Annotated in this window: 19 protein-coding genes and 1 rRNA gene; 9 read left to right on the forward strand and 11 right to left on the reverse strand. The window is 47.3% G+C overall.

What is annotated here, in order from left to right; translation table 11 throughout:
- From ACF8OV_RS12170 to trxA, 7 genes are all read right to left on the reverse strand, one after another.
- Positions 1 to 81: ribosomal RNA gene (locus ACF8OV_RS12170) — 16S ribosomal RNA — on the reverse strand; the annotation flags it as partial.
- Positions 82 to 553: 472 nt separating this feature from the next.
- Positions 554 to 1,267: an NAD(P)H-flavin reductase gene (gene fre / locus ACF8OV_RS12175; RefSeq protein WP_045608204.1), complete on the reverse strand. Its 714-nt coding sequence runs from the start codon at positions 1,265 to 1,267 to the stop codon at positions 554 to 556.
- Between the two features lie 14 nt (positions 1,268 to 1,281).
- Complete coding sequence (locus tag ACF8OV_RS12180; RefSeq protein ID WP_203505239.1) at positions 1,282 to 1,551, reverse strand: 2Fe-2S iron-sulfur cluster-binding protein; 270 nt, start codon at positions 1,549 to 1,551, stop codon at positions 1,282 to 1,284.
- Positions 1,548 to 3,401 carry a 4-hydroxy-3-polyprenylbenzoate decarboxylase gene (ubiD, locus tag ACF8OV_RS12185; RefSeq protein ID WP_203505241.1) on the reverse strand — a complete coding sequence of 618 codons (1,854 nt, stop codon included), beginning with the start codon at positions 3,399 to 3,401 and terminating at the stop codon, positions 1,548 to 1,550. Before ubiD ends, ACF8OV_RS12180 begins: the two co-directional genes overlap by 4 nt.
- Before the next feature lie 91 nt (positions 3,402 to 3,492).
- Positions 3,493 to 4,485 (reverse strand): hypothetical protein, encoded by a 993-nt coding sequence (locus tag ACF8OV_RS12190; RefSeq protein ID WP_005480957.1) that lies wholly within the window; start codon positions 4,483 to 4,485, stop codon positions 3,493 to 3,495.
- 107 nt (positions 4,486 to 4,592) lie between these two features.
- The gene (gene rho, locus ACF8OV_RS12195; protein ID WP_005378757.1) at positions 4,593 to 5,852 is read right to left on the reverse strand and encodes a transcription termination factor Rho; all 1,260 of its coding nucleotides are present in this window, start codon (positions 5,850 to 5,852) and stop codon (positions 4,593 to 4,595) included.
- A 196-nt stretch (positions 5,853 to 6,048) separates the two neighbouring features.
- Positions 6,049 to 6,375: a thioredoxin TrxA gene (gene trxA, locus ACF8OV_RS12200; protein ID WP_005458583.1), complete on the reverse strand. Its 327-nt coding sequence runs from the start codon at positions 6,373 to 6,375 to the stop codon at positions 6,049 to 6,051.
- A gap of 111 nt (positions 6,376 to 6,486) precedes the next feature.
- On the opposite strand from trxA, the gene rhlB reads away from it, so the two are divergent.
- Both rhlB and gppA read left to right on the forward strand, forming a co-directional pair.
- Positions 6,487 to 7,800 (forward strand): ATP-dependent RNA helicase RhlB, encoded by a 1,314-nt coding sequence (rhlB, locus tag ACF8OV_RS12205; RefSeq protein WP_005458582.1) that lies wholly within the window; start codon positions 6,487 to 6,489, stop codon positions 7,798 to 7,800.
- A gap of 19 nt (positions 7,801 to 7,819) precedes the next feature.
- Entirely contained in the window at positions 7,820 to 9,313 is a 1,494-nt protein-coding gene (gene gppA / locus ACF8OV_RS12210) for a guanosine-5'-triphosphate,3'-diphosphate diphosphatase (RefSeq protein WP_029806621.1), read from the forward strand.
- A gap of 197 nt (positions 9,314 to 9,510) precedes the next feature.
- On the opposite strand, the gene ACF8OV_RS12215 is transcribed toward gppA, so the two are convergent.
- The 3 genes from ACF8OV_RS12215 to recQ all read right to left on the reverse strand — a co-directional run bounded on the left by ACF8OV_RS12215 (position 9,511) and on the right by recQ (position 12,623).
- Positions 9,511 to 10,179 (reverse strand): 7-cyano-7-deazaguanine/7-aminomethyl-7-deazaguanine transporter, encoded by a 669-nt coding sequence (locus ACF8OV_RS12215; RefSeq protein ID WP_005497391.1) that lies wholly within the window; start codon positions 10,177 to 10,179, stop codon positions 9,511 to 9,513.
- A gap of 293 nt (positions 10,180 to 10,472) precedes the next feature.
- Positions 10,473 to 10,778 carry a DUF3630 family protein gene (locus ACF8OV_RS12220; protein ID WP_005458579.1) on the reverse strand — a complete coding sequence of 102 codons (306 nt, stop codon included), beginning with the start codon at positions 10,776 to 10,778 and terminating at the stop codon, positions 10,473 to 10,475.
- A 9-nt stretch (positions 10,779 to 10,787) separates the two neighbouring features.
- A complete protein-coding gene (gene recQ, locus ACF8OV_RS12225; RefSeq protein ID WP_025507678.1) occupies positions 10,788 to 12,623 on the reverse strand; it encodes an ATP-dependent DNA helicase RecQ in 1,836 nt (611 codons plus the stop codon).
- 174 nt (positions 12,624 to 12,797) lie between these two features.
- Here recQ and rarD point away from each other — a divergent pair, with 174 nt between their 5' ends.
- From rarD to ggt, 4 genes are all read left to right on the forward strand, one after another.
- A complete protein-coding gene (rarD, locus tag ACF8OV_RS12230; RefSeq protein ID WP_005497386.1) occupies positions 12,798 to 13,712 on the forward strand; it encodes an EamA family transporter RarD in 915 nt (304 codons plus the stop codon).
- 74 nt (positions 13,713 to 13,786) lie between these two features.
- Positions 13,787 to 14,584 (forward strand): AraC family transcriptional regulator, encoded by a 798-nt coding sequence (locus tag ACF8OV_RS12235; RefSeq protein ID WP_005458575.1) that lies wholly within the window; start codon positions 13,787 to 13,789, stop codon positions 14,582 to 14,584.
- Between the two features lie 91 nt (positions 14,585 to 14,675).
- Positions 14,676 to 15,335, forward strand: coding sequence for a LysE family translocator (locus ACF8OV_RS12240; protein WP_024700229.1), 660 nt, complete (start codon positions 14,676 to 14,678; stop codon positions 15,333 to 15,335).
- 110 nt (positions 15,336 to 15,445) lie between these two features.
- Positions 15,446 to 17,206 (forward strand): gamma-glutamyltransferase, encoded by a 1,761-nt coding sequence (gene ggt, locus ACF8OV_RS12245; protein ID WP_317676093.1) that lies wholly within the window; start codon positions 15,446 to 15,448, stop codon positions 17,204 to 17,206.
- 805 nt (positions 17,207 to 18,011) lie between these two features.
- Here the strand turns inward: ggt and uvrD are convergent.
- Positions 18,012 to 20,186, reverse strand: coding sequence for a DNA helicase II (uvrD, locus tag ACF8OV_RS12250; protein WP_086485326.1), 2,175 nt, complete (start codon positions 20,184 to 20,186; stop codon positions 18,012 to 18,014).
- Between the two features lie 281 nt (positions 20,187 to 20,467).
- On the opposite strand from uvrD, the gene ACF8OV_RS12255 reads away from it, so the two are divergent.
- The 3 genes from ACF8OV_RS12255 (at position 20,468) to ACF8OV_RS12265 (ending at position 22,433) form a co-directional block, all read left to right on the forward strand.
- The gene (locus ACF8OV_RS12255) at positions 20,468 to 20,728 is read left to right on the forward strand and encodes a DUF2282 domain-containing protein (protein ID WP_005458571.1); all 261 of its coding nucleotides are present in this window, start codon (positions 20,468 to 20,470) and stop codon (positions 20,726 to 20,728) included.
- A gap of 83 nt (positions 20,729 to 20,811) precedes the next feature.
- Positions 20,812 to 21,678: a DUF692 domain-containing protein gene (locus tag ACF8OV_RS12260; protein ID WP_015297496.1), complete on the forward strand. Its 867-nt coding sequence runs from the start codon at positions 20,812 to 20,814 to the stop codon at positions 21,676 to 21,678.
- Positions 21,675 to 22,433, forward strand: a complete 759-nt coding sequence (locus tag ACF8OV_RS12265) for a DNA-binding domain-containing protein (protein ID WP_203505245.1) — start codon at positions 21,675 to 21,677, stop codon at positions 22,431 to 22,433. Before ACF8OV_RS12260 ends, ACF8OV_RS12265 begins: the two co-directional genes overlap by 4 nt.

Genomic DNA, 22,433 nt, shown 5'->3' on the forward strand with positions numbered 1-22,433 from the left:
GATAACTCGTTTCCGCTCGACTTGCATGTGTTAGGCCTGCCGCCAGCGTTCAATCTGAGCCATGATCAAACTCTTCAATTTAAGATTTTGTTCGGCTCAATGAATACTGAACATTACATAAAGTAATGTTTGAATTGACTGTGCTGAATCCGAAGATTCAATGGTCACTTCGTTTCATTGAAACCTAATTTGATACCGAAGTATCGAATTGGATTATCATCAACGAGTGCCCACACAGATTGATAGGTCTATATTGTTAAAGAGCTTGCTCTGCGAGAAGTTTTTCTCTCAAAGCGGAGGTGCATTCTAGCGAGATAATTGAAAGAGTCAAACACTTTTTTCAATTTATTTTCTCAGAAGCTTTTTACCTCTCCGACCCCGCTGAAGCCTTATCGCGTCTGCCGTGTCGGTGGATGCGCATTATAGGGAGTTGAGTTCCGAGCGCAACCCTTTTTTGAAAAAAAACGGATAAAACCAGCTGTTCGATGACTATTTCATCAAAAAAGCAAAAAAGAGGGTAAAAAACCCTCTTTTTCTGCCTGAAACACGGAATTTAAATGAATGCGTACGCGTCTGCAAACATACGTTCACTCTTTGCTTTTTTATTCTGAGTGAATTGCTCACGAGCTGCGCCCGCCATTTCAAAACGACCTGCAATATAGATATCGTAGTTTTCTAGGCTTTCGAAATCATCACTCACGGCTTGTAGTACATTACCGACTTTCCCTTGCCAATCTGCAGAGGCTTCCTCAACAACCGGAACAAAGTGAACATTTGCGTATTTCTGTGCAAGTTCGAGCAATTCGTCTTTCGCATACAGCTGGCAATTATCACGAGCACCCCAGTATAAATAGATAGGGTTGGTTTTATTCTGCGCTACGCAATGATCCAGAATCGAACGTACGTAACTAAAACCTGTACCACCAGCGATCAATAACAGCGGGCGTTCACTGTCTTCTTGTACCCACGCATCACCGTGTGGCGCATCGATTTCAATATCATTACCTGTTTCTAACGCAGCTTTCATCGCTTCGACAACTTCGATGGCGTAAGCGTTGTGTTCAGCAGCCCCGATATGAAGCTCTAATTCGCCTTCATGTCGGCAAGGGCTGCTTGCAATCGAGAATGGGCGTTTATCCTTTTCTCCCATCACAACCATCAGGTATTGGCCAGCTTTAAACGCAACTGGAGACTCAGGGTGCAGTAGAATTTGGTAAGTATTACAAGCTAACGGCTGAATAGACTTTACTTTACATTGGATGGTCATGGTGTTCCTCTCGCTTACTCATCAAAAGTAAGCACTAAATTACTTTCTGTATAGGCTTGGCAAGGGAATATCCAACCTTGCTGCTGCTCTTTATTGGTTAGCATGGGTTCGAGGTGATATGTCACCTCGCCCGATAGCTTTTTACACATGCACATGGCACAAGCGCCAACTCGGCAACGATGTGGGAAGCGAATATTGTTGTTGAGCGCGGCTTCCAACACCGTTTCCCCTTCTTTAACCTCAAATGTTACGTCTATAGGCAGAAGGTGGACTTGATGACTCATAGAATACCTAACTGGTCCCAAATCTCATCGACTTTAGCCACAAGTTTAGGATCTTTTTTAATTGGCGTACCCCACTCACGCGTGACTTCAGATTCGAACTTGTTAGTCGCATCCAGTCCGAGTTTAGATGAACTTTCTGCCTTACCTGATACTCGAGTGGTATCTCTATCCGGATCCATACGAGTGGTCACCGCCCAAATGATGTCATTCCAATCTCGCGCATTGACGTCCTCATCACACAAGATAACGAACTTGTTGTCGGTGTACTGCGCGAAGAAGTCCCACAGGTATTCCATTAATGCTTGAGATTGGCCCGCTTGGTCTTTCTTCATCGTAACGACGGCAAAACGATTATTGGTTGTTGGTGGTAGATAGATATCAATAATCTCTGGACGCTGTTGTTTCAGTGATTCCAAATCGGCTTCTGTTATTACTTTACTGTCTTGCTCACTGATTTGGGGACGTGTTGCAAGTTCCGCATCCCATTTGATAGTCGCATCTAGTCCCATTTTGGAACCTAACCCCACCACTGGCGACGCAAAGTCGAGAGAATCGATTGGCGTGTTGTCTATCATCAAGGTATCGCGCACTGGATCCATATGTTCGGTCATCGCTTTGACGACGTCATTCCAGTCACGCGCATTTACCGACTCATCACACACAATCACAAACTTGGTGTACATGAACTGACGCAAGAAGGACCAAACCCCCATCATCACGCGTTTCGCATGACCTGGGTATTGCTTCTTCATAGTTACAACGGCCATGCGATACGAACAACCTTCTGGCGGTAGGTAGAAGTCTTCAATCTCAGGGAATTGCTTTTGCAGAATTGGCACGAATACTTCATTCAGTGCCACGCCTAATACCGCTGGCTCATCTGGCGGACGACCAGTATAGGTACTGTGATAAATTGGGTCTTTACGCATGGTGATGTGCGTAATGGTAAAGACGTGATGCTTTTCTTTTTCGTTATAGTAGCCAGTGTGATCGCCATAAGGGCCTTCATCGGCAAACTCGTTCGGGTCGATGTACCCTTCCATGACGATTTCAGCACTTGCTGGGACTTCCAAATTGTTACTGATGGATTTGACCACTTCAGTTTTACTGCCACGCAGCAAACCAGCAAAGGCATATTCTGATAACGTATCCGGCACTGGCGTCACCGCACCAAGGATAGTGGCAGGGTCGGCACCAAACGCCACGGAAACTGGGAACGGCTTACCCGGGTTGGTTTCCATCCAATCACGCAAATCTAACGCGCCACCACGGTGAGCTAGCCAACGCATGATGATTTTGTTTTTGGCGATTTTTTGTTGGCGGTAGATACCGAGGTTCTGGCGTTTTTTATTCGGCCCTTTGGTGACCGTCAAACCCCACGTTAATAATGGTGCTACGTCTTCCGCCCAACAACTCATCACCGGAATTTTATCCAAATCGACTTCGTCACCTTGCCATACAATGTCTTGGCATGGCGCTTTACGCAGTCGCTTGGCTGGCATATTCAACACTTGCTTGAATACTGGCAGTTTTTCCAATGCGTCTTTGAAGCCTTTTGGTGGCTCAGGTTCTTTTAAGTAAGCCAGCAGTTTGCCGACTTCGCGTAATTCTTTTACGTCTTCACGCCCCATACCTATCGCAACGCGCTCTGGCGTACCAAACAGGTTGGTCAGAACAGGAACGTTGTAGCCGATTGGATTTTCAAACAACAGCGCAGGGCCACCAGCACGTAAGGTGCGGTCGCTGATCTCTGTCATTTCGTAAGCGGGATCGACAGGGTGAGTAATGCGTTTAAGTCGACCTTTCTGTTCTAGATGGTCGATAAATTCGCGTAAATCCTTAAAACTCATAGGCCTTCATGCTGGCTGATTAAACTGTCCGCAGTATAACAAATAGGAGGACGCTAAGATCCTCCTATTTTGTGTGGGTATGTGAGCAGGGTTACTTTAATACTTGCTCGATCTGACGAGCCTTTACTTGGCGGTTACTTGAAATTAATTCTTCAAGCCATGTTTGGTGGCCTTGTTGAGCCAGTTGACGAGCGACCAGTGTCGCCTCTTCAGATAATGCCATTTTCGCAATAAGAAACTGTTTCACTTCCGGCGATAATGGATTGGATTTGGTGAGTAAGCGAATCGCGTGAGGTTTGAGGCTTGGGTTGATCGTGGCATTCATCAACTGCTGCAAAGAGAAAGCATCTCCTGTATCAGCTAAGCGCTTGAGTTCCTGTTGGCTATTGTAATCGGCGCGCATTCGCCATAGTAAATCGTACATAGCTTTGTCTTGGCTGACTTGCGCCATACGAACGACCACTGCTGTGGACGGTAGCCAACTGGTGACATTCGCTTGAGTTAACTGCGTCGTTAAGGCCTTTAACGCACTTGGCGATAAGCTATCTAGCTCACGAATGAGCAAGGATTCTCTTGTCTGAATTTGTTGAGACGTCCCCGTTAACCATTGCTGCAGGTTTAACTCTTTTCGTTCAGCTTGCAGCACAAAATCTAACGTGCTTTGGTCTTGTTTCCAACGCTTAATTAAACGACTCGCAATCGCTGGGTAATTGAATGCGGGTACACTGAATTCATAGCCATCGCCTCGCTCCAGCATTTGATACGTTGGTGTCAAACGAACTTGCGATTCCACGAACAGTGCCATGCGCGGGGTAAGTATGATGTTTTGCTGTTCTAATTTTTCCAACAGGCGAAAACGCACCACTTCTTGCTGAGGAAAAGCGAGCCGATCGAGGGAAAATTTAAGCGAATCAACCTCATCTCTGACCACGTACTCAAGGAGTTCAGAAACTTTGGTTTGAATTTGAGTATCCTGAAGCCACTGTTCTACCACAGACTCCTGCATTTCCTTCGCAGAAACGGCCACGGGTAGAGTGAGCAGTGACAAGCTCAGGAGTAATGACGACAACATTCCTTGTTGCATGTTAACCTCCCGATAACATTTGTTCTCATTCTGCTGCTTCTATTGATAGAAAGCAATAAAAAAGCCACCATTTTTGTGGTGGCTTTTTCAAAATAAGAACTCAGTTATTACTGACGACGCATCGCATCGAAGAACTCATCATTCGTCTTCGTCATTGCTAGCTTATCGATTAGGAATTCCATTGCGTCGATTTCGCCCATTGGGTGAACGATCTTACGCAGAATCCACATCTTCTGTAGTTCGTCAGTCTTCGTCAGTAGCTCTTCACGACGTGTACCTGAGCGGTTGAAGTCAATCGCAGGGAATACACGCTTCTCAGCAATCTTACGGTTCAAGTGCAGTTCCATGTTACCTGTACCCTTGAACTCTTCGTAGATAACTTCATCCATTTTAGAACCAGTATCTACTAGTGCCGTTGCGATGATAGTTAGGCTGCCGCCTTCTTCTACGTTACGTGCCGCACCGAAGAAACGCTTAGGACGGTGCAATGCGTTTGCATCCACACCACCTGTTAGTACTTTACCTGATGAAGGCACTACGGTGTTGTAAGCACGAGCTAGACGAGTGATAGAGTCAAGCAGGATAACCACGTCTTTCTTGTGTTCAACAAGACGTTTTGCTTTCTCGATTACCATTTCTGCCACTTGTACGTGACGAGATGCTGGCTCATCGAACGTTGACGCTACTACTTCACCTTTAACTAGACGCTGCATCTCTGTTACTTCTTCTGGACGTTCGTCGATAAGAAGTACCATCAACTCACACTCTGGATGGTTGTATGCGATGCTTTGAGCGATATTTTGCAGAAGCATTGTCTTACCCGCTTTTGGCGGAGCAACAATCAGACCACGTTGACCCTTACCGATAGGCGATGCCAAGTCTAAAACACGTGCTGTGATGTCTTCTGTAGAACCGTTACCACGCTCCATTACCATGCGTTCATTCGCATGCAGAGGGGTAAGGTTTTCAAATAGGATCTTGTTACGAGCGTTGTCTGGTTTGTCGTCGTTAACTGTATTGACTTTTAGAAGGGCAAAGTAGCGTTCACCGTCTTTTGGTGGGCGAATTTTACCAGCAATTGAGTCACCAGTACGTAGGTTAAAACGACGAATCTGACTTGGTGATACGTAGATGTCGTCCGGACCAGCAAGGTACGAACTGTCTGCACTGCGTAGGAAACCAAAGCCGTCTTGCAGAATTTCCAGAACCCCATCGCCAAAGATGTCTTCGCCGCCTTTAGCGTGCGCTTTTAAAATCGCGAAGATGATGTCTTGTTTTCTTAAGCGAGCTAGGTTCTCTAGTCCTAAGCTTTCGCCCAGTTTTACAAGGTCAGACACAGGTCTGTTCTTCAGTTCGGTAAGGTTCATGGTGGTGGATTCTTGTTTAGTCAAAATAAGATCTGTTTTCTAGTTAAGATGGATTTGGTCTCAGGATCGACCAAGAAGAGAAATTTGTTCAATTAACGCGCGATAAGTTAGCACTAATTAATATTCTAGTCCAGAGTTAGAAAAACAAAACCGCGCATTGTTACATTGCACGGTTTTATCTGTAATCACTTGGTGATTATAAGTTTGCGTCCAAGAACTCTTTAAGCTGAGTCTTAGACAAAGCACCAACTTTCGTTGCCGCTACGTTGCCGTCTTTGAATAACAGTAGCGTTGGAATACCGCGAATACCAAACTTAGGCGGCGTGCCTGCGTTATGGTCGATGTTTAGTTTACCGATAGTGAGTTTGCCTTCGTACTCTTCAGCGATTTCGTCCAGGATAGGAGCGATCATTTTACAAGGACCACACCATTCTGCCCAAAAATCTACGAGAACTGGGCCTGCAGCATTGATTACATCGTTTTCAAAACCGTCATCAGTTAGCTGCAAAATCTTATCACTCATCTTCCACTCCAATGTGTTTTTCGAAACTGGTTGGATGATAACCAGTAATTAGATGCCCTATTGGAATGTATTTACTTTCGTATTGCAAGCTTTAGCTGATATTCTATAGCCATGAAAAAGACGCATATCACAGAGCAAAAGTTCGCCGATTTGGGTTTACAGCCCCAAGTTACTGAAGGATTGGAAAAAAAAGGGTTCGAATATTGTACCCCTATCCAAGCCTTGGCGTTGCCGGTACTGCTCACCGGCCAAGACATCGCAGGCCAGGCCCAAACGGGCACTGGTAAAACGCTTGCGTTTTTAACTGCAACCTTCAACCACCTACTTACGACACCTGAGCACGAAGGCCGTCAACCAACGCAACCGCGCGCAATTATTATGGCGCCAACGCGTGAGCTAGCGATTCAGATCTTCAACGATGCTGAGCCGCTGATTGCAAGCACAGGTCTAAAAGCCGCATTAGCTTACGGTGGCGAAAGCTACGATAAGCAACTTGCGAAGCTACAAGATGGCGTAGACATTCTTATCGGCACGACTGGCCGTATCATCGATTTCTACAAACAGCGCGTTTTCAACCTAAACAACATTCAAGCAGTTGTGTTAGATGAAGCTGACCGCATGTTCGATCTTGGCTTTATTAAAGACATTCGTTTCTTGTTCCGTCGTATGCCTGAGCCAAAAGAGCGTTTGAACATGTTGTTCTCTGCGACTTTGTCTTACCGCGTGCAAGAGTTGGCTTTCGAGCATATGCACAATCCTGAGCATGTTGTGGTTGAGCCAGCACAAAAAACTGGTCACCGTATCCAAGAAGAGCTGTTCTACCCATCTAATGAAGACAAGATGGCTCTACTTCAAACTCTGATTGAAGAAGAATGGCCAGATCGCGCAATCGTGTTTGCGAACACCAAACATAAATGTGAGTCAGTTTGGGGCCACTTGGCGGCAGATGGTCACCGCGTTGGCCTACTAACAGGTGATGTTCCACAGAAGAAACGTGAAAAGATTCTTGAGCAATTCACTAAAGGCGATGTCGACATTCTTGTTGCGACTGACGTTGCAGCCCGTGGTCTACACATTCCTCAAGTAACACACGTATTCAACTATGACCTGCCTGACGACTGTGAAGATTACGTACACCGCATTGGTCGTACGGGTCGTGCGGGCGCGAGCGGTCACTCAATCAGCTTTGCGTGTGAAGAATACGCAATCAACTTGCCTGCGATTGAAGAATACATCGAACACACCATTCCTGTGTCGGAATACGATGCATCAGCTCTGATTCAAGATCTGCCTGCGCCAATCCGCATGCGTGCGCCGCGCGTTCAGCAACGCCGCACCAACACCGGTGGTACTCGCTCTGGTAACCGTAAGCCTCAAGGACGTCGTCCTCGTCAGCCACGTCAATCAGCGCCGAAACAATCATAAAAGGAAACTGAAGTCGTTTATGAGTCAAGCAGGATCATCACCGCTATACGCAGCCATCGACCTCGGGTCGAACAGTTTTCACATGCTCGTTGTGCGTCACATCGATGGCAGCGTTCAAACAATGGCTAAAATTAAGCGCAAAGTTCGTCTAGCGGCGGGCTTAGATGAACATAATTCTCTTAGTATGGAAGCTATGCAGCGAGGATGGGACTGCTTAAGTCTATTTGCGGAACGCTTGCAGGATATTCCTACACAAAACATTCGCATTGTCGGCACAGCGACTTTACGTACTGCCACCAATGTGGATGTATTTCTAGAGAAAGCGAACCAGATTCTGGGGCAGCCAATCGAAGTCATCTCTGGTGAAGAAGAAGCCGCCACTATCTATAAAGGTGTTGCCCACACGTCAGGTGGTAGTGGTCGTCGCCTTGTGGTTGATATTGGTGGCGCGAGCACTGAGCTGATTATTGGCGAAGGTTTTGAAGCGAAAGCCCTCACCAGCCTAAAAATGGGCTGCGTGACATGGTTGGAGAACTTCTTTAAAGATCGCCAACTGAATGCCCGTAACTTCGAAGCTGCGATTGAAGGCGCAAAGCAAACCATCAAGCCAATCTTAGAACAGTACACCGATCTTGGTTGGGATGTGTGCGTAGGTGCATCTGGTACCGTTCAGGCGCTACAAGAAATCATGCTGGCGCAGGGTATGGACGAAGTAATTACTCACTCCAAACTTAAGCGTTTACAAAAGCAAGCCATGCTAGCCGATCATTTGGAAGAGCTCGACATCGAAGGTTTAACGCTTGAGCGTGCCTTGGTCTTCCCTAGCGGCCTGTCTATTCTTATCGCGATTTTCGAGTTACTTGAAATCGATGCGATGACACTCGCGGGCGGCGCACTGCGTGAAGGCTTGGTTTATGAAATGGTCGACGAGCTGCGTCAAAATGACATTCGTGCTCGCACCATTTGTAGCGTGCAAAGCCGTTATCAGCTTGATTGCCAATATGGTGAACAAGTGGCAACGCTGGCTGGTAAGCTTTTAGAGCAAGCCGGTGGCGATGAGTGGATTACTGAGCCTCAAGGTAAAGTTCTGCTCGAAACCACAGCAAAATTGCACGAAATTGGCCTAACCATCGACTTTAAAAAAGGCGGTGAACATAGTGCTTACTTACTGCAAAACCTCGATTTGCCAGGCTATACGCGTGCGCAGAAGTTCTTTATTGGTGAAATTGCACGCCGTTACCGCGAGCAGCTAAGCTCACTACCAGAGCAACATGCTATATCTGGAACAAGTGCCAAACGCGTGCTGCGCTTGCTGCGTCTTGCGGTTCTACTGACCCACCGCCGCAACCCAAGCTTAGAACCACAAGTCGAGCTATTAGCTGAAGGTGATAAACTGACGTTGAGCATTGATGCGAAATGGCTAGAAGCTAACCCGCTTACGGCTGCTGAGTTAGAAATAGAATCGAACCGTCAAACAGACATTGGTTGGCCATTAACGATTACCGCTTGCTAATGATTGTTATCGAGTAAAAAGGCTCCTTATGGAGCCTTTTTGTTATTTGGCATTCCAATGCACAGTGCTTGGAGCTTTAGAACACTCATAATCTTATTGCTCCTTGTGCTGTACAACGAGACTTGTACCCGTCCTTCAAATACAAAAAAACCGCTGGATTCAGCGGCTTTTTTGTTATTCACATTCAATCAGCGATATTACGCCGCCGTACTCACTTTGAAGTCTGGGTTTACTGCGGTTAGCTTCTTAATCAGATAATTCAGTAATACACCGTACATTGGGACAAACAAGCCAAGGCTGATCACCAGCTTGAAGCCGTAATCCACCAGCGCGATTTCCGTCCAGTGTTCAGCCATAAATGGATCTGGACTTTGGTAGAATGCAATCGCAAAGAACGCGATGGTATCTAGCGCATTACCAAAGAGTGTCGAACACGTTGGTGCTACCCACCACTGCTTCATTTGGCGTAGACGGTTGAACACATGCACATCCATGATCTGACCAAGTAAATAAGCCATGAAACTCGCAATCGCAATACGTGCGACAAACAGGTTAAATTCCCCTAGATGGCTAAATCCTTGGAACTGACCTTCAAAGAACACAACCGAAAGGAAGTAAGACACCGCTAACGCAGGCAACATCACTAAGAAGATGATCTTACGCGCTAACTGAGCACCAAAAATACGAACAGTTAAGTCTGTCGCTAGGAAGATAAATGGGAAGGTAAATGCGCCCCAAGTGGTGTGCAGACCGAAGATAGTAAACGGTAGCTGAACCAGATAATTGCTGGATGCAATAATGACTAGATGGAATAAAACCAGATAGATAAGGGCGTTGCGCTGCTGCGCAGGGGTAAAGTTACTCATGCGATACCTTTTTAGTTTGGTTTGGGGGCGAGGGAACCCAAATCGAGCATTTTCAGTAACGAAAACGACTCTTACCAACAATGTAAAATGAAAATTCAAATCGGCTTCACTCATTCCAAGCGAAGCGGTGGGCGATTATACATTAACCAATTGCGCTCGCAAGCGGTGCTTTTTACGCAAACGTTTATCCGATAATTTCACCTTTACACCAAAGAATTGGGCGAAAAACGAAAAAGGGTGTTTCATGTGAAACACCCTATAAGGAAATGATTTAAAGAGTTGATAAGTTGAGTTTAGAAGCCGCGTTGAAATAATCCAGCAAGATAATCGAGCTCTTCCCTACTCTCTTCAATGTTCAGCGCTTCAAACCAAATCGCTTCACTGTAATGCTCCGCTTTCATAAATAAGCGGCAACCTTCAAAATCGATCAGCCAAGAGTGGATATCCGCATCCCACTGTTTTTCGATTACCGTCGCAGAGAGTAAACCCACCAAACGCTCACCTAACGCCGGAAAGGTGTCTAAATCAAATCTTGGGGCTGCAATCAGCAAACGACCTTCTTCGGCAATGTATTCTGTTAGGCCAAATTCCTTCTGCATTTTGGTTCCTTATCCGTGGTGAGTGATGTGTTCTTGAATCAGATCCAAGAATGGATCGGCATATTTTTCTAATTTACGTTGACCTACCCCGCTCACCGCCAGCATTTCGCCATACGACGTTGGCAGAATCTCCGCCATATCAATCAAGGTCGCATCACTAAATACAACGTATGGTGGTAAGCCATCTTCATCGGCAATCGACTTACGCAGCTTGCGTAATTTCGCAAACAGCTTCTTATCGTAGTTTTTGCTGGTCAGTTTGTCCGACTTCGCAGCGCGTGCAGTGGTATCCAAACGAGGAACCGCTAGCTCGAGCGACACATCCCCGCGCAATAATGGTCGAGCTTCCTCGGTCAGTTGCAACGTCGAGTTTCGAGTAATGTTTTGAAACAGCAGACCTTTGTGGATTAACTGGCGGAAGATACTCACCCAGTAATCATGGCTGTGATCGCGGCCAATGCCGTATGTAGAGATCTTATCGTGGCCATGTTCACGCACGCGGATATTTTGCATACCACGCAGCACCTCAACCACATACGTCATACCAAAGCTTTGGTTAACGCGGTAAACACACGACAACGCTTTTCGCGCTTCTTCTGTCGCATCAAAATGTTTGGGTGGATCGAGGCAGATATCACAGTTACCACAAGGCTTCTCGCGGTATTCACCAAAGTAGTTGAGCAGAACCTGACGACGACAGGTTTGCGCTTCCGCAAAGGCACTCATCGCATTAAGTTTATGGCTTTCTACTTGCTTTTGCGGTCCATCGTCTTTTTCATCCAGCATGCGGCGTAGCCAACTGATGTCTGCGGGGTCGTACAACATCATCGCTTCAGCAGGTAAACCATCTCGCCCTGCTCGTCCCGTTTCTTGGTAGTAGGATTCAATATTGCGCGGAATATCAAAGTGCACCACAAAACGGACGTTCGGCTTGTTGATGCCCATACCAAAGGCAACCGTCGCGACCACGATTTGAATGTCATCACGCTGAAACGCCTCTTGAACGTAAGCACGCTCATCAGCGTCCATCCCTGCATGATAGCCCGCCGCACGGATGTGGTTGTTGCACAACTTCTCCGTCACCATTTCGACTTTCTTACGGCTACCACAGTAAATGATGCCGCAATTGCCCTTTTGAGTGTCGAGATAACGAATGATCTGAGAAATCGGCTTATGCTTCTCGACCAGGTTGTAGCGGATATTCGGACGGTCAAAACTGCCTAAGTGGACATGAGGTTCATGCAAACGTAAGCGTTCAAGAATGTCGCGACGTGTAGCGTCATCCGCAGTGGCGGTGAGCGCCATAAATGGCACATGCGAAAAATGCTGCTTTAACTGACCCAGCGCAGCGTATTCAGGACGGAAATCGTGTCCCCACTGTGAGATACAGTGCGCTTCATCCACCGCAATCATCGCCAAAGGCAGATTTTCGAGGCGCTCGATGAAGTCACGCATTAACACGCGTTCTGGTGAGACGTAAACCAATTTGAGTTGACCGCTGTGCATGCGGTTATACACACTCAGCAGCTCTTCACGACTCATGGTGGAGTTCACACACTCTGCCGCAACGCCGTTAGCCTTGAGCTGATCGACCTGGTCTTTCATCAAAGAAATCAGCGGCGAAATCACCAAGGTGATGCCACTACGAACCAACGCAGGTATCTGATAGCAAAGAGATTTGCCACCACCTGTCGGCATGATCACCAGACTGTCTTTGCCCTCGACCGCCGATTCGATGACCTCTTGCTGGCCATCACGAAACGTTTGATAACCGAAAACTTCCTCCAACACACGTTGAGGCGTTACAGGTGAGTCTGATTGTTCGGCTAACAAAGTTGAGGTCATGAAAAATCTCAGATTGGGTGATGTAGAAATGCTTTTGCATGCCACCAGCACACAAAGTGAGGGCACATTGTAATGGGGTTTCATGGCGAATAAAACCGCAAATTGTTAGGTGTTTCACACCACGGCTCGTATACTGATTTTCTGCTCTATAAACACACAATTAGGTGACACTTCATGACACCAGAAGAACAACAGCGCGCGCGGCAAGGTGTCCTGCTTGCGGTTGGCGCGTACACGATGTGGGGCATTGCGCCCATGTACTTTAAATCGATAGCACAAGTGTCTCCTCTCGAGATCCTAAGCCACCGAGTGATTTGGTCTTTCTTTTTGCTTGCCGCACTTCTTCATTTTGGCCGTCACTGGCGCTCGGTTTATCACATCGCCACAGATAAAAAGAAAATCGCGTATTTGCTTTCCAGTTCGGTATTGATTGGTGGCAACTGGCTGATCTTCATTTGGGCGGTTAACTCCAATCACATGCTGGATGCCAGCTTAGGCTATTACATCAACCCGCTGATTAACGTGTTGCTCGGTATGGTGTTCTTGGGCGAACGACTACGTAAGCTGCAATGGTTTGCTGTGGTATTGGCAGGATGTGGCGTTTTGGTGCAGTTGATCGTCTTTGGTTCGGTGCCAATTGTAGCGATGGCGTTGGCGATGAGCTTCGGTTTTTACGGTTTGCTACGTAAGAAAGTCGCGGTGGATGCTCAAACGGGTTTGTTTGTCGAAACGCTAATCTTATTACCCGCTGCCGCCGTTTATCTTCTGTTTATTGCCAGTTCACCAACGGCAAACATGATTGAAAACCCATGGCAGCTCAATACGTTGTTGATTGCAGCAGGTGTGGTGACGACCTTGCCATTGCTGTGCTTCACTGGTGCCGCGACGCGCCTCAAATTATCAACGCTCGGCTTTTTCCAGTACATCGGCCCTAGCCTGATGTTCTTGCTTGCAGTGTTAATTTACGGCGAGACCTTCACGATGGATAAAGCGATTACGTTCGCCTTTATTTGGGGAGCCCTTGTGGTATTTAGCTTCGATGGGCTGCGCAACAATCGCCGTTCACGCCGAGCCATTCAGTCACAGTGATCGTTTTTTACAAGACAAGCTAACAATTGATGGATAAGCTTGGTCATTATGTGACCAAGCTTTTTTTGTATGTAATGGAACAGATTCAATACTACGCGACCGACCATGACCAACTGAGTCTGATCGAGGCGAAATACCAAAAGTTTGCCTTTCAAAGGCACTATCATTTGGATTTTCACCTCGGCTTGATCACGCACGGTGAGCAGAAGTTTCATTATCAAGGCTCTCATCACCAAGTCGGTCATGGGCAAATCGTTATTATGCCGCCCGATGAACTGCACGACGGCCAATCTAAGCTTGCCAGTGGCTATCAAGTGAATGTTTTTTCGATCGAACCACACTTACTTAGCGATCTGGCAGATCTTAAACAAAACGGTCAAATTATCCGCTTTAATGAGTTGATCATCTCCGATCCACAGATATTTTCACAACTTAGTAACTTACATGCTCTGTTGAGACGCGAAAATCTCAGTCAGTTAACCAAAGATTGTCTGCCTTTTGAGGGATTTAACCAACTTTTTGATCGCTACGGATCGCTGGCAAGGCAAAAAGTCATTCCATTAGGTAAGCAATCTCTCAACACCTTAAAAGATTACTTAATGGCGAACCTAGACCAATCGGTAAGGCTGGAGTCTCTTTCTGAGCTTTGCCAGCTAAGCCCGACTCAATTTCAACGCCATTTCAAAGCGCAAACTGGCATGACACCGTATGCGTGGTTTGCCCGTTTACGACTCGAGCAAGGGATGAAGCTGCTACAAGCAGGACAATGCGGCACTGAAGTCGCACATCAAATTGGTTTTTACGATCAGGCGCATTTCAGCAAAGCCTTTAAGCAGACTTATGGCGTCTCTCCGTCTCAAGTCACTCGATAGCAGCACGCTAATCTTAAGCTGTCAGTTTTTTACAAGCGCATGCCACAACAAGCCTCCACAATAGCTGCATTGGTAATCTTTGAGATGTGTTATGAATGAATCCACTATCCTGCTGACATTGGCCAGCATTCACTTTATTGCCTTAATGAGCCCAGGCCCAGACTTCGCATTAGTGGTGCAAAATGCCACGCGTCATGGTCGCCAGACGGGCTTATACATCGCTCTTGGCTTATCCGTTGGTATTTTGCTGCACTCGTTGTTCAGCCTGACTGGAGTGAGCTACCTTGTGCATCAACATCCTTTGCTGTATTCGGTATTACAACTGCTAGGTGGCAGTTACCTGCTTTACCTCGGTGTTGGTGCCCTGCGCGGCGTGATCGCTACGATCAAAAACCCGCAAACGGATCAACAAAATAAAACAAACAGCTTCGTGATCAGCAACAAACGTCAGGCTTTTGCCAAAGGTTTTGCGACCAACATTCTCAACCCCAAAGCACTGGTTTTCTTCATCAGCTTGATGTCGAGCTTGGTGCCAGCCGGAATGTCGGTCTCAGGCAAAAGCATCGCGTTAGTTATCCTGTTCAGCTTGTCTCTGGTTTGGTTTTCCAGCTTGGCGTGGATGCTCTCAACGCAACGTTTACAACGTCGATTACAACAAGCTGGCATCTACATCGATGGCATCTGTGGTGTGGTGTTTACCCTCGTTGGCGGCAGCATCTTGGCGCAAACCATCAGCACGTTAATCGGTTAACTCTCTGATTTAAAAGCGTCGTACACCCGACATTTATTAAAACGCTGACTCGACGATCTTCTCCATGGCTGCCAAGCTGAACAATCAAACTGGCAACATGGAGAGTCATCATGCAATGGACGTTCAACCGACTCGTGTCTACGGGTCTTTTTCTTAGCGCCTCTATCACCCACACCGCGTTTGCAAACCAAGCCACCGATGCGATTGCCCCGGAGCAAAGTACTGGGCTTGAGCACAAACAACTGGTCAAAGCCAAAGACTATATGGTGACAGCAGCGAACCCAATCGCCACCCAAGCTGGTGCTGATGTACTGGAGCAAGGCGGCAATGCCATTGATGCTATGGTGGCGGTACAACTGATGCTTGGCTTAGTCGAACCACAGTCTTCCGGTATTGGTGGCGGCGCATTTTTGGTGTATTGGGATGGCGAACAACAAAAGCTCACCACTTATGATGGTCGAGAAACTGCGCCCCTCGCCGCAACCCCAACACTGTTTTTGGACGACCAAGGCCAGCCGCTGCAATTTTATGATGCCGTTGTAGGCGGACGATCTGTCGCGACGCCGGGCACCGTCAAACTGTTGTGGGATACCCACCAAAAATACGGCAAGCTGGAATGGAAAAAGATCATTCAGCCAGTGATCAATTTGGCTGAGGAAGGTTTTGCCGTCAGTCCTCGTCTCGCCAGTTTGATTGCCAACGACGCCGAGCGTTTATCACGTTTTCCGACCACAAAAGCGTATTTCTTTAACGCCGATGGCTCACCAAAAGCCGAAGGCACACGATTAAAGAATCCAGAATACGCGCAAACCTTGCAAGCCATCGCCAAGCAAGGTGATCAAGCCTTCTATCAAGGTGATATTGCCAAAGACATTATCGCAACCGTGCAAACCGCAGTGGGTAACCCGGGCGTATTGGCACAACAAGATTTTGATACTTACCGCATCAAACAGCGAGAGCCCGTTTGTGCGGCTTATCAAAGCTACGACATCTGCGGCATGGGGCCACCAAGCTCAGGCGCGTTAACTGTCGGGCAGATCTTGTCTATCACAGAGCAATACGATCTCAAAGGCTGGGGACCAGACAGCGCCAAATCTTGGCAGGTCATTGCGGACGCATCTGGTCTCGCGTTTGCTGATCGCGGTAAGTACATGGCCGATCAAGACTATGTACCCATGCCAACTGAAGGTTTGTTGGACAAAGACTATCTCAAACAACGTGCCGAGCTTATTCAGGTCGGCAAAGCACTGACGAAAGTGGAAGCCGGTAACCCACCGTGGTCACATGCAATGAACCTCAGTATGGATGAATCGATAGAACTTCCTTCCACCAGCCATTTCAACATCGTCGACAAGCAAGGCAATGTGGTTTCAATGACCACCACCATCGAGAACGCTTTTGGCTCGCGCTTAATGGTTCGCGGCTTCCTGCTCAATAACGAGCTGACAGACTTTTCTTTCCGCACACATCAAAATGGCGTTCCAATCGCCAACCGATTAGAACCGGGCAAACGTCCTCGCTCCTCCATGGCTCCGACCATCATCATGAAAGATGATCAACCATACATGGCAATTGGTTCTCCAGGTGGCAGTCGCATTATCGGCTACGTGGCACAAGCCATCATTGCTCATACTCAATGGGACATGGACATTCAGCAAGCGATCAACCAACCAAGAGTGTTAAACCGTTTTGGTACTGTCGACCTCGAGCAAGATAGCGCAGCAACTCAGTTGCAACCGGCACTCGAAAAGATGGGCTTTAAGACCGAAATTCGCGATTTGAATTCCGGTTTACACGCCATTCGCATCACTGAAAATGGCTTAGAAGGTGCTGCGGATCCGCGTCGAGAAGGTGCAGCCATCGGAAAATAGTAGCCTTTCGCTCGGCCCTTTGTGCGAGATCTCTCACAAAGGGTTGAGTAAAACTCTCTTTTTTAGCAGTAAAGCCCCCCCAAACAACCAATAAGCTATTGAATAATATAAATACGTGTAGTTTTTAAACGTTTGCGGAATAAAAAAATGTGAACTTGCACCGTTGTTGGATAGCGCCAAAAACGTAATATTAAACCTGTCGGAAGGATGCTGACACGGAACAGGAAACACCACGGATTTGGTGAACTTCAGGAAGAAGAAACGGTTATTCAGGATGAATAGTCGGGCATGGAATGCAAAACTGGACATTGAACGGAATCAATAGCGACTAGGATGGTTGCTACTAAGGACGGGAAATGGACACCTCTGGACGAGGCAAGGACTGAACATCAGGATGATGTCATGGACACCGCTCAGGGAACAAGTGATGAGAGCTGACGAGGATAGTTAGCAGACCAGGATAAGGTCATCAAGGACACCGCTAGGAAGGCGACGAAAGGATTAAGCTGAAGGAATACAGCACGCTATCAAGGATTCGATGCAAGGAGCACTTTTTAGTAGCTGGATTGCTGCGAGTAAGACTATAACCCCGATGGGCGCAAGCCCTCGGGGTTTTTCTTTTCTGCCATTTCCGCCCGACCTGCCAAGCACAGTTGTCCCCATCTCAAACTCAAACTCAAACTCAAACTCAAACTCAAACTCAAACTCAAATAATGTACTTTGTAGGCTCCAGATACAACAAGAGCCGCCGAAGCAGCCCTTGAGTTAGTTTGCGAACAATGCAAGCTAGCTTTCGATAAAAGCCTTACAGTTTCTCTAGTCTAGCGTAAGCAGTCACTAACCATTTAATGCCTTCACCATTGAACGCAATTTGAACGCGACTCTGTGGACCGCTGCCTTCAAAGTTAATGATGGTGCCTTCGCCAAACTTTGGATGCATTACGCGTGAACCAAGTGAAAAGCCCGTCTCGTTGAAGTTCTCTTTCACTGCAGTTTGGCTAAAGCGACCACTGCTTGCAGGTCGGCTGACTTGCGCTTTCATCCGCACTTCGTCCAGGCACGTTTCCGGCAACTCACGAATAAAACGCGATGGCTTATGGTACTTATCTTGACCATACAAACGGCGCATTTCCGCATAAGTGATGTAGAGTTTTTGCATCGCGCGCGTCATACCGACGTAGCACAGGCGGCGCTCTTCCTCTAAACGCCCTGCCTCTTCCGCCGACATCTGGCTTGGGAACATGCCTTCTTCAACGCCCACCATAAACACCAATGGGAATTCCAAGCCTTTTGCACTGTGCAGTGTCATCAATTGAACTGCATCTTCAAATTCGTCGGCTTGCCCTTCACCCGCTTCTAGCGCCGCATGAGTCAAGAACGCAGTCAGCAGCGACATCTCTTCCGCTTCTTCTGGCTTCTCGAATTGGCGAGTTGCGGTCACCAATTCCTCCAAGTTCTCAATACGAGCCTTAGACTTTTCGCCCTTCTCTTGCTCATACATGGCAAACAAGCCAGAGTACTTGATCACATGGTCTGTTTGCTCGTGCAACGGCATCTCTAACGTGTCGTCTTCGAGTGCGGTAATAAGTTCGATAAAGCGACCTAATGCCCCCGCCGCTCGACCCGCGAGCACTTGTTCATCCAACATCGCAACGCTGGCTTCCCACATCGTGCAACCACGATCACGCGCCGCACGGCGAATGGTTTCTAGTGTCTTGTCACCTAAACCACGAGTTGGCGTATTCACCACACGTTCAAATGCAGCATCATCATTGCGGTTAGCCATCAAACGCATGTAACTCAGTGCGTCTTTGATTTCCTGACGCTCGAAGAATCGCATACCACCATAAATACGGTATGGTAGACCAGCTTGAATCAACGCTTCTTCCAGTACACGAGACTGGGCGTTGTTGCGGTACAGCATCGCTGCATCATTCAATGCTCCACCTTTGTCTTGCCACTCTTTGATTTTGTTAACCGCAAAACGGGCTTCGTCCAACTCGTTGTAAGCACTGTAAACCGAAATCGGCTCACCAACGACGCCGTCAGTCCACAGCTCTTTACCCATACGCTCAGTGTTATTGGCGATCAAGGTATTGGAAGCTTCCAAAATGGTCTTGGTGGAACGATAATTCTGCTCTAGGCGAATGGTGGTTACGCTTGGGAATTCACGGGTGAATTTCTCAATGTTTTCGACTTTTGCTCCGCGCCAACCGTAAATCGATTGGTCATCGTCCCCCACAATCATCACATGACACTCAGGCCCCGCCATCATGCGTAGCCAAGCGTATTGGATATTGTTGGTGTCTTGGAACTCGTCAACCAGAATGTGTTTAAAGCGTGCCTGGTAGTGCTCGCGGACAAACTTGTTATCGCGCAGTAGCTCATGAGCGCGAAGCAGAATTTCTGCAAAGTCGACCAAACCTGCACGGTCACACGCTTCTTGATAAGCGGTGTATAGCTGCAAGTAGGTTTTGGTCACAGGATCGTGGTAAGCATCGATATGTGCTGGGCGCAGGCCTTCGTCTTTTTTGCCGTTAATCCACCAAGCCACTTGGCGTGCAGGCCACTGCTTTTCATCCAGATTTTGTGCTTTGATCAGACGCTTCAGTAAACGTTGTTGATCGTCGCTGTCGATGATTTGAAAATCTTCCGGTAGCTTGGCATCAAGATAGTGCGCACGCAAAATGCGGTGACAAATACCGTGAAAGGTACCATTCCACATGCCTGACGCACTGCCCATCATCAACTCTTCAATACGGCCACGCATCTCCGCTGCCGCTTTGTTGGTAAAGGTTACCGACATGATTGAGAATGGAGACGCTTGTTCTACCGACATCAACCAAGCGATACGGTGAACAAGAACGCGAGTCTTACCACTCCCTGCACCAGCAAGGACGAGCAAGTTTTCTAGAGGTGCAGCAACGGCTTCACGTTGTTTATCGTTCAAACCGTCGAGTAATAGAGATGGATCCATCATGATGAGCTACTGGTTATTTATACATAAAAATAGATTATAACCTAAACAACTAGGGTGTGTTGAGACAAAACTAGATAAAAAGTTCGACGATTTTTTACTCATCCATTCAATCGGTTATGTAAATCAAACCATCAAAAAGCATTCTCCTAAACTATTTCCCTGAAAGTTTTTCACTCACCTTCCTATCTCTTAAGTTAAGCAAGCGGACAAAAACTGTGCATCTTAATCGCTCGTCTGCTTGCCCATCTCAACGTAAAGGAAATCATTCAGAGGAAATTATTATGAAAAAGTCGAATCTTGCTGTTACTGCTGCGGTTACTGGTCTACTAGCCCTTGGTGGCACTCTACTAACAGCAACACCTGCTGTCGCGGCAGAAAAAGAAAAGTGCTACGGCGTGGCAAAAGCGGGGAAAAATGACTGTGCGACGAAGAACAGCTCTTGCGCCGGCACGTCAAAACAAGACCACCAAAAAGACGCATTTGTGGTGGTTCCAAAAGGTCTTTGCGACAAATTGGCTGGCGGCAGTACCAGCGCATCTTAATTTCTCCGTTAATTGCTGTGGGCGTGTGATGGCTCAACTCACACCCCACAACCTCTTCTATCCAGTTCGAAAAGGAGTTTCACGTGAAACACTACGATTTTCACCCTCTTGTTGGCGTTGGTTTACGGACTCCTCATTTGGACTTTTTTCAGCAACAACGTCCAGAACTGTCTTGGTTAGAAATTCACAGCGAGAACTACTTTCAACCCAATGCAGCCGAACGAAAATATCTACACACTTTGCGCGAGCAATACCAGATCAGCTGCCACGGAATTGGTTTGTCGTTAGGCTCTGTTGAACGCGTTAGCCAAGTACACCTAGCTCAACTGAAAGCGTTGATTGATGCCATTGACCCGATGTTTGTCTCTGACCATTTGAGCTGGAGTGAAAATGGTGGGCATTATTTTAACGACTTGCTTCCCCTACCATACACCGAAGAAGCACTGAACGTTTTTACTCGCAATGTGCTTGAAGTTCAGGATTATCTGCAACGCGAAATCTTAATCGAGAACCCATCGAGCTATGTGAAGTTTCAACACTCGACGATCAGCGAGTGGGAGTTTCTCGCTGAAGTTCAGCAGCGCACAAGTTGCCGGTTACTGCTCGATCTGAATAACGTACACGTATCAGCCTTCAATCACGGCTTTGATTGCAATACCTATCTGTCCGCCATTCCGGCAGACAAAGTGGATGAAATTCATTTGGCGGGTTTCACCATCAAGCAACTCGATAAAGGCGAAATTTGGATTGATACTCACAGCCGTCCAGTTAGCACGGAAGTCTGGAAGTTATATCAACACTGGGTTGAACAGTATGGTCCGCGCCATACCTTAATTGAATGGGACTTAGATATCCCAGCACCAGAAGTGTTATTGGCAGAAGCGGAAAAGGCCTCGCTCCTTCTCTCCCAAATTACCACCCCGCTTAGTGCTACGAGGAAAGCCTCATGAAGCTAGCCACCTTACAAAACCAGTTTGCGAAAGCGCTTCACTATCAGGCATTGGGTGACGACTGTAGCATTGCAAGCGGTCAGTTTACCGCTGACGAGCGCATGCAGATATATCGCAACAACTTTATCATCAGCTTGAGCGAAGTCCTTTCGGCTACTTATCCGATGGTTGAAGCGTTACTAGGGGAAACGTGCTTTGCCCAAATAGCACGCCAACATGTTTTAACGCACCCACTCCAAGAAGGCAGTGTTATTCACTACGGAAAAGACTTTCACCACACTGTGATGTTGTTTGGCCAGGTCATGGCTCAAGCGCCATACAGCCCAGAAGTCGCACTCTTTGAATGGAACATCGACCTTGCTCGCCAAGCTCGTTATGAGCATCAAGCAGACACCGCCGTGCAACCATTGACTGAATTACCACACGTACCAGAGTCGCAACATTCCCATCTAGTTTTCCACCTTCGCCCAGGGTGTAAGAGCTTTGATGCTCATTACGCGGTGTTTGATTTATTCGCAGCTGTTCGTACTCAGCAATTCGATCAACTCAACATCAACCAATTACAACAAGGGGTGATCCGCATCGAGCCCGATGGTGAAGCGCAGTGTTTCGCGCTGGATGACGAAGCCTATCAATTGCTTGCCAGCTTGGAACAAAAGCAATGTTTGAGCGATATCCCTGAGCCGTTGCTCGCTCATCTTAATCACATCATGACGCTTGACCTGATTGAAGGTTTTACGCTGCAAACCGCGTAA

Source organism: Vibrio sp. GLN_1 (assembly GCF_043106015.1).
Taxonomy (GTDB): domain Bacteria; phylum Pseudomonadota; class Gammaproteobacteria; order Enterobacterales; family Vibrionaceae; genus Vibrio; species Vibrio parahaemolyticus.

Excerpts from the sequence above, each read along its gene's own strand:
- fre (WP_045608204.1), bottom strand. The coding sequence starts at position 1,267 with ATGACCATCCAATGTAAAGTAAAGTCTATTCAGCCGTTAGCTTGTAAT.
- ACF8OV_RS12180 (WP_203505239.1), bottom strand. The coding sequence starts at position 1,551 with ATGAGTCATCAAGTCCACCTTCTGCCTATAGACGTAACATTTGAGGTT.
- ubiD (WP_203505241.1), bottom strand. The coding sequence starts at position 3,401 with ATGAGTTTTAAGGATTTACGCGAATTTATCGACCATCTAGAACAGAAA.
- ACF8OV_RS12190 (WP_005480957.1), bottom strand. The coding sequence starts at position 4,485 with ATGCAACAAGGAATGTTGTCGTCATTACTCCTGAGCTTGTCACTGCTC.
- rho (WP_005378757.1), bottom strand. The coding sequence starts at position 5,852 with ATGAACCTTACCGAACTGAAGAACAGACCTGTGTCTGACCTTGTAAAA.
- trxA (WP_005458583.1), bottom strand. The coding sequence starts at position 6,375 with ATGAGTGATAAGATTTTGCAGCTAACTGATGACGGTTTTGAAAACGAT.
- rhlB (WP_005458582.1), top strand. The coding sequence starts at position 6,487 with ATGAAAAAGACGCATATCACAGAGCAAAAGTTCGCCGATTTGGGTTTA.
- gppA (WP_029806621.1), top strand. The coding sequence starts at position 7,820 with ATGAGTCAAGCAGGATCATCACCGCTATACGCAGCCATCGACCTCGGG.
- ACF8OV_RS12215 (WP_005497391.1), bottom strand. The coding sequence starts at position 10,179 with ATGAGTAACTTTACCCCTGCGCAGCAGCGCAACGCCCTTATCTATCTG.
- ACF8OV_RS12220 (WP_005458579.1), bottom strand. The coding sequence starts at position 10,778 with ATGCAGAAGGAATTTGGCCTAACAGAATACATTGCCGAAGAAGGTCGT.
- recQ (WP_025507678.1), bottom strand. The coding sequence starts at position 12,623 with ATGACCTCAACTTTGTTAGCCGAACAATCAGACTCACCTGTAACGCCT.
- rarD (WP_005497386.1), top strand. The coding sequence starts at position 12,798 with ATGACACCAGAAGAACAACAGCGCGCGCGGCAAGGTGTCCTGCTTGCG.
- ACF8OV_RS12235 (WP_005458575.1), top strand. The coding sequence starts at position 13,787 with ATGGAACAGATTCAATACTACGCGACCGACCATGACCAACTGAGTCTG.
- ACF8OV_RS12240 (WP_024700229.1), top strand. The coding sequence starts at position 14,676 with ATGAATGAATCCACTATCCTGCTGACATTGGCCAGCATTCACTTTATT.
- ggt (WP_317676093.1), top strand. The coding sequence starts at position 15,446 with ATGCAATGGACGTTCAACCGACTCGTGTCTACGGGTCTTTTTCTTAGC.
- uvrD (WP_086485326.1), bottom strand. The coding sequence starts at position 20,186 with ATGATGGATCCATCTCTATTACTCGACGGTTTGAACGATAAACAACGT.
- ACF8OV_RS12255 (WP_005458571.1), top strand. The coding sequence starts at position 20,468 with ATGAAAAAGTCGAATCTTGCTGTTACTGCTGCGGTTACTGGTCTACTA.
- ACF8OV_RS12265 (WP_203505245.1), top strand. The coding sequence starts at position 21,675 with ATGAAGCTAGCCACCTTACAAAACCAGTTTGCGAAAGCGCTTCACTAT.